This is a genomic window from Pontibacter virosus, assembly GCF_003096355.1.
Classification (GTDB): domain Bacteria; phylum Bacteroidota; class Bacteroidia; order Cytophagales; family Hymenobacteraceae; genus Pontibacter; species Pontibacter virosus.
Map to the genome: position 1 here is coordinate 400,900 of NZ_QEKI01000004.1, position 10,320 is coordinate 411,219.

Here is a 10,320-nt window from a genome sequence, read left to right on the forward strand (position 1 = left end):
GTATAGAAAGGTATGCTGCGCAAGTGGCATACCTTTCTGCTTTAAAAGGCATAGCCGAGCGACATACCTAGCCGAAGATCATAAGGTGAGGGTTTGTGGTACTCTATCTCTTCCTTCGTATAATTTGATTTGCTGATCAGCTTTTGGTGAAAATGATAACCTATTCCCCAGAACAGATCAATAGTAAAACCTTTAGGCTTCACTTGCTGGTATCCCATTATTGCTCCAGCGCCATACCCTGCCCATTGCTCGTATTCCCGATCGGGTTCGCTGAAAAGCCAAAAGCCATTTCCTCCTTCTCTTTCATTGTTTATGCGTAAGCGGTACTTCATGTAGGGCCCTGCATAAAATCCATTAAGAGATTTTCCCTTCGGATAGAATTTAAAATCGGATGTGATCGCATAAGTAGAAGAAAAATCGTCTTTCATCAAAGTGAGTCGCCTCGGATAAGCGGTAGCTGTTAATGCCCCTGCAAAATGTGGGGTGATATGGCGCTCATAAGAAACATTGAAAGACCCAATAAACAGAGGTATTATATTAAGCTTAAATGCATTGGGCCTTTGTAGTTTACTATCTTCTCCCTCGATATCTTGCGCGCAAACTCCCCGGGTTATAAGCAAGAACAGAAACAAAGCTAAAGTGCACCTAGTCTTCATCGAATCATCGGGTTGAAAGCTTTATAAAATCAAAATACCTATAATTCAATAATTGTCATTATAACTTATATTAACTAAAGATAATATATTGAGTTGTTGCAAGTCCTTTTTATGCTTCATTTTTCTCGCTGTCTTGCGCATGCAACTTTTATCAGCAACATTTGTTTATACAAATAAATATACCCTCGGCTTGTAAATCCGTATGTATAAGTTCTAAATTTGCGACGGGTTTTGCCCGATAACAGGACAGCTTGTCAGGCTGGAGCACTTTGGGCTTAAATTTGACAAGCTATAAAATGTTACTATATTTAAAACACAGAATTTAACCAACAAAACGTTATAGTTATGGCTAACAAAGCATTAGAAATCACTGACGCTAATTTTGATGAGATCATCAATTCAGATAAACCCGTGCTCGTAGACTTTTGGGCAGAGTGGTGCGGTCCGTGCCGCATGGTAGGCCCTATCGTGGAAGAGCTGGCTGGCGAATACGAAGGCAAAGCCGTGATCGGCAAAGTGGACGTAGACGCCAACCCACAGACTTCTGCCAAGTTCGGTATCCGCAGCATCCCAACGCTGCTCGTTTTCAAAAACGGACAGGTAGTAGACAAGCAAGTTGGTGCTGTGCCTAAGAACGTACTGGCTGGAAAGCTGGATGCGCAGATGGCTTAAGCACTGGTCTGACATTATTTAAAAGCGAAAGCCTTTCCAAGACTGGAAAGGCTTTCGTGTTTATGAGTCTTTCTTTACTATACTGATATCCCCGCTTCGCTCTAAACAACCATAGGCCACCTCTTTTACACCGGTCACACCTCCTACGCGCAAGGCTTCCTGCAGGTCGTTCTCCGTGAGGTTGTGCTTTTTTAGTTCTCCCTCTTGAATTTTCCCGTCCTTTATCAAGCAGACTGGGTTTCCTTTGATAAACGGACCAATAAAGCCACCAGTATTGTAAGCCAGAAAAGCCAAAAAGCGATGAAGGAGAACTAGTGTGAGGGCCGCGGCAAGTGTAGGCCAGAAGGGAGAGTTGCCAGTAATGGCTCGACTAAGGACTGATCCATAGATGATCCCCAACACGATATCAAAGGCAGTGTGCTTGCCGAAAATGCGTTTGTTGCCGATCCGCATGATGATTAAGGCAACAATAAACACCAGCACCGCCCGAACAGACATCTGCCACCACGTGAGCGAATCGGAGCCTATACCCAACAGCGAATCCAGATAATCAACCATACACTCCCAACGCGTAAAATTGTGGGAATGTTATTGGCAGATTACTGGCACTCACACAGTTTCTTATCTAACTCGCAAAGCAAGGCATAGTGTTGCTCTACTTCTTTCATCAGGTTCGTTAGCTGTTTGTTATAGGCCTGTACTTGTTGCAGGCGCGGGTTCTCGGGTGTGCTTTTGGCAAGTGTGTCAAGTTCCTTTATGGTAGCGGCAAAGGCGTTGCTTCTCTCTCCTAATTTGGCATAGTACTGGTCCATGCCATTGTCAGAACTAACTATGGCCACAGCCTGCAGGTTATTGTCGAAGCACAGCTGCCAGCGCAGGTGGCGCAGTACTTGCTGCTCGGCGGCGCTTTGTAGCTTGCCCATCTCTTTCGTCTCCTCCTTTAACCTGGAGTTCTCGTAGCGTTTGTTATACTCGTTCACTGCATCACGCACCTTTTCGCGGCAGCTCAGGCAGTTGCTTGTGTTGGCCTTGTCCTGTAAGGCATTGCGCACAGAGAGCGTTTCGTCAGAAGCCTGTGCCTCCGCCAATTTCTTCACCTCTTTTTCAAACACTTCGCGGTACTGCATGTCTTCGAGCCTCTTGGTCAGGCGCACAATGGCCTCCCCCTCCACTGAGGCAGATAGGTAATCTGCACGGGGCAACTCCACCGATGACAGCTTTGCCAGCGCGGCTTCGCGTTTGGCGGGTGTATCCCATGCTTTCGGGTTATTTTCAAGCTCCTGCAGTGTGTTCACCAGCACCTTAGCGTTTTTCAGGTTATGGTCGGCATCCAGGTATAGGTCTGCATTAGCCAGTATGGACTCGTATTCTGAGCGGAAGATGTTCTTATAAGTGCTGTTCTTCTCAAACTCCTTTTCGCGGGCCTCAAAGGCGGTCTTCATGCGCTTGTACTCCTGCATGATGCCGAACAGGTTTTTGGCATTGATCTCCGGGCTATTGTTGCGGTAGTTAAGTCGGTAAGCATTCAGGTTCTGCTTCATCTCGGCGAATATGCGCAGGAACTCCACGTACAGCTTTTCCTGGCGATAGGTCTCGTCATTCATCAGCTTCGTGTCGTAGGCCGTCTGGATCTTCTGCTTGCGCTTCTCGATCAGGTCCATCGTCACTTCATCGCCGGTCAGTACGTCCACTTTGTAGAGCGACTTGTAGTTGGCCACCACAATGTAAGGGTACTCCTTATACCCGATGGCGTCTTCTATTTGCTTGCGGTCCAGCTTGCTCGTGTTCTTGCTGAGGTAGTCAGCCAGTTTGGCTGGCTTTAACGTAACGGTCTTCACATTGCCCGGCACGAACACATAAACCTTTACCGAGTGCAGACGCGTGTCAAAATCCTGCCCTTCATACAATCGGATAGTGGAGCTGAACTTATACTCTTTCTTCTTGGCACGTGAGTTGAGCAGGTTGCCAAACTCCCCTACCAGTGACATCACCGCCACAGATGGATTGGTCAGGTTCGAAAGGTTGACCAGTTGGCTGGCCACCAGGTTGAACACCTGATCACCGTCCTGGTTTGTGACTGCTTTTGCATTGATCGCTGCGTCTATACTGTTCTGGGCAGAAGTCAGCGGCATTTTGTCGATAATGCGTACCACTTCCAGGTGGTCGCTTACCTGCGTGTGGTACTCTTTCTTGTCGGTGTTGATGTGAAAGTTGAAGAGCGGGTACACGATCTGATCATTGCCGAAGAGCTTCAGGTTTTTGAGCTGCGCCGTGATGAACAGATACTCCAACTCATAGGCATATTTTTTCTTGCTTTTCTTCTTTACCCCCGACTCCAGCTCGTTGAGAACGCGGTTGAACTGACCGCCGTTGAAGAGATAAATATCAGTGGAAAGGTATTGCCACTCGTCCGAAAATTCAAATTTATCGTTGTAACTATAACCCAGTCTTGTTTCGATGTTCTGCTGGGCAAAGGCCTGCTGGCATAGCAACAGGGCTATCGCAAAGAGTGAATAAATTTTCTTCATAAAATACGCATAGCCGGTTTAGTGGCAGATTCAGGTATAGCTTTTGCTTCTGAACCTAACGTTAAGACTTGAAATTAAGTGCCTTATCGGTTTGCAAAATTGCCTGGCCGATCAGATTTTTTTAAAAATAAACGAGTACAAAATCCATGCTCAGAGTACTAATCATGGCGATTGCCATCCTGTTAATCCAAAGTACAGCACAACCCGCATCCGCACAGGGCTCTCAGGAATACAGCGTTGCTTCCGTCCCTATGTCGGAGGAGCAGAAAGTTCAGAAATTGATCGAGTACGTCCGCACGCTCGAAGGTGCCACGTTCATTCGAAATAACAGTGAATTTGCGCCAGAGAAGGCTGCAGAGCACTTGTCTTCCAAATGGGAAAAGCACGGCTCTAAAGTAAAAACAGCCGAGGGATTTGTGACGAAACTGGCTTCTGAGTCTTCGTCGGGCACGCCTTACAGCATAAGGTTCGCTGACGGCACTACCAGCACCACCCGTGATGTACTGCTTCGCAGACTAAGCACACTGGTCGTACAATAGGCGCATATACTGTACAAAAACAGGTATAAGTATAGCGGAAACGGAATGCTATACTTGAACGCGGACATAGACGTTACGTATCTATGACGACAAACCTGATCCCAATGCTACAGTTACTTGAAGAGTCGAGAGAAGAGCTAGTTGCTTTTCGCCTGGCGGGCAGCATAGACCGGCATGACTATGAAGTAATGTTACCGATCCTGGAAGAGAAGATCAAACAGTACGGTAAGATACGCGTGTATGCCGAGTTGCAGGAAGCTGAGGAGATTTCGTTACAGGCGCTCTGGGAAGACTTGAAATTTGACTTCCGCCATGCGGGTGATTTTAAGAAAGTGGCGCTCGTTGGCAACCAAAGGTGGCTGGACTGGTTTACCGTCATGGCAAGTCCTTTTACCACGGCAAGGGTAAAGTACTTTGAACCAACCGACCGCGAGAAGGCACTTGAGTGGGTGCGAAAAGACGAAGAGTAAAAAATCAAGCCAGACTGCCTTTTTGGTCTTTAAAACCTTGTCAGCCCATTCTCCCTCATTCCTTACTACAACATCAAAAATATTTATCTCTTAAGCTGTATAAAATACATAGCTTTAGCATAATATTTGCTCTTCAGCTCAGACTGGCAAGGGGCAAGGTTAAATCGATTTATACTTCCAGGCCTCATTTTTCGTTTTGTCACATAGTTGCCAGTAAAAATCAATTACAAACAACCAGATCAATAAACACCCTAACACACATGAAATCTAATTTCACGAAAGCATCACTGTCACTACTTCTATGTGGCGCCCTCATGTCATCATGCGTTTCCTCTAAAAAGTACGACGAGCTGAAAGCCAGTAAAGAGGCTCTGGAACGCGAACAGGCCGCCAGCCGCGAAAAGGAAAAAGAGCTAAGTAATACGCTGCGTGCGCGTGAGCAGAAACTGACAGAATTGGAGCGCGCCATGAACGACCAGAAAAAAATACTGGACGACCTGCGCAACGAGGTGAATACTGCGCTGGCCGGTTTTAACCAGGGAGACCTGAGCGTGAACATCAAAGACGGCAAGGTATACGTGTCTATGTCTGACAAGCTTTTGTTTGCCACCGGCAGCACCAAAGTGAACAATACCGGTAAGCAGGCCCTCGACCAGTTGGTAGATGTGCTGAAGAAGAACCAAAGCGTGGGCGTGATGGTAGAAGGCCACACCGATGATGTGGAGGTACGACCAGGCACGAAGGACATTGCCGACAACTGGGACCTGAGCGTGCTGCGCGCCACTGAGATCACCCGCCTGATGGCACAGCGCGGCTTGTCGCCCGACCGCATCACACCGGCCGGACGCGCCTTCTTCCAGCCGATTGACACAGGTCGTACGCCTGCCGCCAAAGCCAAGAACCGCCGTACAGAAATCATCCTGACACCTGACTTCACAGAGATCTACAAGATCCTAGGCATCCAGTCTATGAAGTAGTCTTTTTACCTGCATAAAACAAAAAGGCCGCTGCTCCTATGGGACAGCGGCCTTTTCTATAGGTATTAATTGAGTGCTATACCTGCTGACTCACTCCGCTATACCTTTGCCCAGTGCTTTGGCTTGCTCTATGGCCTGAAACAGTTCTTTGGCGTGCTGTGAGCCGATCAGAACAGACTGTTGATTGTAGAAGCGCAGCAGTACCCCTTCCCTTCCCGACGTGCTGTAAGCCTTGCCTTTTGTTCCCCAGCGTATACCCCAGCCGCCGTATTCACCAATGGGGTTGTAAGTGACCTTCTCGATGTCGCGCACGGTATGCAAAGGTATACGCACCGGTTTCAGATGGAAAGGGCGGAAGCGCACCTGTAGCATACCTGGCATTACCTCCGTTGTCAGCGTTATCCAGTAGAAAAAGAAAGGAAGCCCGAAACTGATCAGGGCCACCATAATACTCAGCGGCACATCCGACAGGGGCCGGTTGCCGAAGGTGCCGCCCAGCAGGACCTGGTACACAAAACCTGCCAACAAAATGGCCGCCAGACCCAGCAGCAGCGCCCATAGCCAGAACTGCGTGAACCGTTGCTTTTCCCGGAACAAAATGCGTTGCTCTTCCATTTATAGCTATACTTTACGAAAATAGCCGCCCCACTTGTGAGCGGAACGGCTATACCTTTCAGTCTTTATTTAGATTACCCAATGGCTTGCTCAAGGTCAGCCAGAAGGTCCTCGATGTCTTCTATACCTACACTCAAACGGATCAGCGAGTCGCTCAGGCCAGCTTTCAGACGCTCGGCACTCGGGATGCTGGCGTGTGTCATAGAGGCCGGGTGTCCGCAAAGCGACTCCACACCTCCCAGCGACTCGGCCAGAGCAAAGTACTTGAAGCGCTCGAGCGTGGCGATGGCGTCTTCCATCCTGTCGCCTTTCAACATAAACGAAACCATGCCGCCGTACGAGCGCATCTGTTCTTTGGCTACCCGGTGGCCCGGATGATCTTCCAGGCCCGGCCAGTATACCTTCTCCACCTTATCGTGGTTTTTGAGGTACTGGGCTACGGAACGGCCGTTTTCGCAATGGCGCTCCATCCGGATGTGCAACGTCTTAAGGCCACGCAATACCAGGAAGCAGTCCTGCGGACCAGGTGTACCGCCGCAGGCATTCTGGATAAAGGCCAGCTTCTCTTGCAGCTCGTCATCTTTTACGATCACAGCACCCATCACCACATCCGAGTGACCGGCCATGTACTTGGTGAGCGAGTGCATCACGATGTCGGCTCCCATATCGAGCGGTGTTTGCAGGAACGGGGTAGCAAAGGTATTGTCAGCCACTAGCAGCAGGTTGTGCTTTTTGGCGATGGCGGCGCAGCCTTTGATATCGATGATGTTAAGCAGCGGGTTGGTTGGCGTCTCTACCCAGATCATGCGGGTGTTCTCATTCACCAGCGCTTCTACCCTACTCAGGTCGCTCATGTCGGTAAAGTGGAACTTAAGGCCGTAGTTGGCGAATATTTTCGTAAAGATACGGTAGCTACCGCCGTACAGGTCGTTGGTCGAAATTACTTCTTCGCCCGGCTTCAGCATTTTGATAATGGCATCGATGGCAGCCATACCTGAAGAGAAACAAAGGCCATGCTTCCCGTTCTCCAACTCAGCCAAAGCATTTTGCAAGGCCGTTCGCGTCGGGTTGTGCGTACGCGAATACTCGTAGCCCTTGTGGTCGCCCGGCGAGCGCTGCACGTAAGTGGAAGTCTGGTAGATGGGCGTCATGATGGCGCCTGTGGTTGGGTCCGGCTCCACGCCGGCATGTATAGCTTTTGTTCCGAATCTCATAGTATCTATTTAAAGGATAAGTGGTTTGATGCAAGTTAATAAATTTACCACCAGGAGTTGAAGCACTGTAGGGGGCTTCGCGCTTCTCAGCACATATCGTAAAAATTTTATTGGCCGTACCAGAATCTACGTATACCTTCAGCAATTCTTGCCTGCAAGGCTCTATCTTTGACTAAAACGCCTACTATGCCTAAACTGTCCATGCTGCGGACTTTTATACGGGAAAACGCGCCTTCGTTTATTTCCATGCTGCTGCTGGTCATCGTGCCGCTGGTTGTCAGCTCTTCGGCCGCTGTATACCTGTACCAGAACGAAACCCTGCTACAGGACCTGAGCTGGCCGCAGATGCTCCTCTACTTTGTCGTGATCTCCTTTACCATGTCACTGGCCCTCACCCCAACTACGTTTGTGGCTTTGGTGAGCGGCTTTTACCTCGGCTGGCCTGGCTTTGCGGGTGTAGTGGTGTCTTACGGCATCGCTTCGCTTATCGGCTATACCCTGGCCCGCCTCATCGACCATGGCAAAATGATGTCTTTCCTCAATCGCTTTGAAAAAACAATGTACCTGATGCAGGAGCTGCGCGACCAAAGCTGGAGCCTGATCTTTCTGACACGCATTTCGCCTGTGTTGCCCTTTGCCCTTATGAATTTCGTACTCTCGCTGCTACAGGTTGACAAGACCCGATTTTTTTTAGCAAGCATTGTGGGGATGCTGCCGCGCACACTTTTCTTCTTCTGGGTGGGTACGCAGGCCAGCGATGTCATAAAATTACTGCAGGACCCCGGCAGCAACAAAGGAAGTCAACTGTTGATGATCGCGCTGGTAATCATATCAATAGGCGGGTTATACTTTATTTTTGACCATGCCCTGAAGAGGGCGCTTCGGAAAGCGACGGCAAAAAATTGAGAAAAATTCGCTCTGGGGCTTGCATCGCAAGAAAAAAGGCCTTTACTTTGCATCACCATAACGGAAAATGGTCACGTAGCTCAACTGGATAGAGCATCTGACTACGAATCAGAAGGTTAGGGGTTCGACTCCCTTCGCGACCACTTGAAAATCAGCCACTTACGAATAAAATCGTCAAGTGGCTTTTTTTATGTGCACACAATTTGCACACAGATTTCCTGTTCAAGAGCTAATTATCCCGCCCTTTATATCTCTTCCTATTTCGCTCAAAAAATTTAGAAATTATAACGAACAAACTTCATTAACTTAAAATGTGATTTGACTTACCAACACTAAGCAAGCTTGTTGCCATTCACAGAATAAGATGCCTATGAAATTGTAAGTGCTTAATCTTGCGTAAAATCACTTGAAAATATCGCTGCCATAGAGGAAGAAGCCGACGCGGCCCTGCAGGGGGTGCAGGTATGGGGCGCGGTCCTTCTCGTGCAACAGGTTGTACTGCAGAAGCGCATAGCCCCTGAGCTTTTTGTAGAGGGTGTAGTCCTTGCCCAGCCCCGCCGACAGCCCAGACACCCATTCTCGACCAAGCGTCTCCTCCTGCGTGAGGGGATCCATGTGCGCCACCGGCGCACTTAAGCCTTCGTATTGTAGCCGTGCAAAAAAGCCGCTTTTGATCTGGAAGTCTGAAAAGAGGCTGTACCCCCCCACCCGCTCCGCGCCGCCTACAAAGGGCTTTTCCTTCACGCTCAGGTGCAGGCGGTATTGCCCGCCTAAGCCAGCCGAAAGACGTTCCGAGAAGCGCCAGGCCACCGTCGGCCCCAGGTCCAGGAAGAAGCGCTCCTGCTTACCCGCCTGCCAGAGGCTGCCCACCACCAGACGCTCCGTCCAGTGCTTACCTTTGAGCGGGTTGGGTCCCAGTATGCCTTTTCGCATGTCCTTCATGCTCTCCACTTTGCTTGCCCGGCCCTTGTACTTGTCGAAATCGGCATGCGCCTGCCCCAGCTTGTCGAAGGATTCGGTAAAGGGCTCCCCTGCCGCCTTCAGCGCCGCCTGCCTGGCTTTTGCCTTCAGCTCATCTTGCGAAGCGGGCAGCTGCCCCATCGCGGGGGACTGGGGCAGCCGTGTAGCAGTGCTCTTCCGCCCGGCCTCCTCCAACTGCTGCAGGGCCTGTTCGAGCTCCTCGGGCTGGAGCTGGGCGGCCAGGGTCTCCCTTCCCTCCTGCAGCTGGTGCTCCAGTCTCGTACTCACCTCCTTCAGCTCTTCAGGCAGCACCGACTCCCCTGCTACAGCCTGTGAGAGACTGTCAACTCTTCGTGCCAGCGCCTTCCCCTCCTCGCCCAGCTGCCGCAGGCTGTCAAGTGAAGCATGCAGGCGAGAGGAGTCCTGCAATGTGTAATCGATTACCCGCAGGCTGTCCTGCCAGGCGATCATCTCGCGCAGCATCTCCCCGGCCTCCGGTGCTCCGGTCGGCAGATACTGTTTGGTTTGCTGGGCAAACGATGCAAAAGAAAGCAGAAGGAAGGTTAGAAGGTAAAAACAGACTCTGAAATGGGACGAAAGCAGGTAGCGCATAAAGTAGTTTTGTTTTCTTCGAAAAGGTAGCTGGTTTTTGATGCAGTGCTCCCAAAAAATGGATGGGTAACGCTCCTACAAGATAGGACATTACGTCTACTTTTCAATAAATCATGCTGCACTGCAACTTACATAGGCAAGAAAGGAATTGAAAATACTCTTCCCTTTCAC

The 10,320-nt window shown here is 49.7% G+C and carries 11 protein-coding genes and 1 tRNA gene; 6 read left to right on the forward strand and 6 right to left on the reverse strand.

The annotated features are described in order from the left end of the window. Positions 1 to 41 precede the first annotated feature (41 nt). Entirely contained in the window at positions 42 to 632 is a 591-nt protein-coding gene (locus C8E01_RS08865; protein WP_165820601.1) for a DUF3575 domain-containing protein, read from the reverse strand. Between the two features lie 369 nt (positions 633 to 1,001). Between C8E01_RS08865 and trxA the strand changes: the two genes are divergently transcribed. Continuing rightward, on the forward strand, positions 1,002 to 1,328 hold the full coding sequence (gene trxA, locus C8E01_RS08870) for a thioredoxin (RefSeq protein ID WP_076669473.1): 327 nt from the start codon (positions 1,002 to 1,004) through the stop codon (positions 1,326 to 1,328). Between the two features lie 60 nt (positions 1,329 to 1,388). On the opposite strand, the gene C8E01_RS08875 is transcribed toward trxA, so the two are convergent. Both C8E01_RS08875 and C8E01_RS08880 read right to left on the reverse strand, forming a co-directional pair. Further along, positions 1,389 to 1,886: a DUF421 domain-containing protein gene (locus tag C8E01_RS08875; protein WP_243409490.1), complete on the reverse strand. Its 498-nt coding sequence runs from the start codon at positions 1,884 to 1,886 to the stop codon at positions 1,389 to 1,391. 41 nt (positions 1,887 to 1,927) lie between these two features. After that, positions 1,928 to 3,856: a hypothetical protein gene (locus tag C8E01_RS08880; protein WP_116543002.1), complete on the reverse strand. Its 1,929-nt coding sequence runs from the start codon at positions 3,854 to 3,856 to the stop codon at positions 1,928 to 1,930. A gap of 146 nt (positions 3,857 to 4,002) precedes the next feature. Between C8E01_RS08880 and C8E01_RS08885 the strand changes: the two genes are divergently transcribed. The 3 genes from C8E01_RS08885 (at position 4,003) to C8E01_RS08895 (ending at position 5,842) form a co-directional block, all read left to right on the forward strand. Then, entirely contained in the window at positions 4,003 to 4,395 is a 393-nt protein-coding gene (locus C8E01_RS08885) for a DUF5329 family protein (RefSeq protein ID WP_243409491.1), read from the forward strand. A gap of 104 nt (positions 4,396 to 4,499) precedes the next feature. Continuing rightward, positions 4,500 to 4,865: a SpoIIAA family protein gene (locus C8E01_RS08890; protein WP_116543003.1), complete on the forward strand. Its 366-nt coding sequence runs from the start codon at positions 4,500 to 4,502 to the stop codon at positions 4,863 to 4,865. A 260-nt stretch (positions 4,866 to 5,125) separates the two neighbouring features. Further along, a complete protein-coding gene (locus tag C8E01_RS08895; protein ID WP_116543004.1) occupies positions 5,126 to 5,842 on the forward strand; it encodes an OmpA family protein in 717 nt (238 codons plus the stop codon). Between the two features lie 90 nt (positions 5,843 to 5,932). On the opposite strand, the gene C8E01_RS08900 is transcribed toward C8E01_RS08895, so the two are convergent. After that, entirely contained in the window at positions 5,933 to 6,457 is a 525-nt protein-coding gene (locus C8E01_RS08900) for a DUF6141 family protein (protein WP_116543005.1), read from the reverse strand. Between the two features lie 74 nt (positions 6,458 to 6,531). Continuing rightward, a complete protein-coding gene (locus tag C8E01_RS08905; protein WP_116543006.1) occupies positions 6,532 to 7,671 on the reverse strand; it encodes a cystathionine gamma-synthase in 1,140 nt (379 codons plus the stop codon). A 186-nt stretch (positions 7,672 to 7,857) separates the two neighbouring features. Between C8E01_RS08905 and C8E01_RS08910 the strand changes: the two genes are divergently transcribed. Further along, positions 7,858 to 8,577: a TVP38/TMEM64 family protein gene (locus C8E01_RS08910; protein WP_116543007.1), complete on the forward strand. Its 720-nt coding sequence runs from the start codon at positions 7,858 to 7,860 to the stop codon at positions 8,575 to 8,577. A 69-nt stretch (positions 8,578 to 8,646) separates the two neighbouring features. Next, positions 8,647 to 8,720 (forward strand) — tRNA-Arg (locus tag C8E01_RS08915). Positions 8,721 to 8,979: 259 nt separating this feature from the next. Here C8E01_RS08915 and C8E01_RS08920 read toward each other — a convergent pair. Next, a complete protein-coding gene (locus C8E01_RS08920; protein WP_116543008.1) occupies positions 8,980 to 10,149 on the reverse strand; it encodes a hypothetical protein in 1,170 nt (389 codons plus the stop codon). Positions 10,150 to 10,320 lie beyond the last annotated feature (171 nt).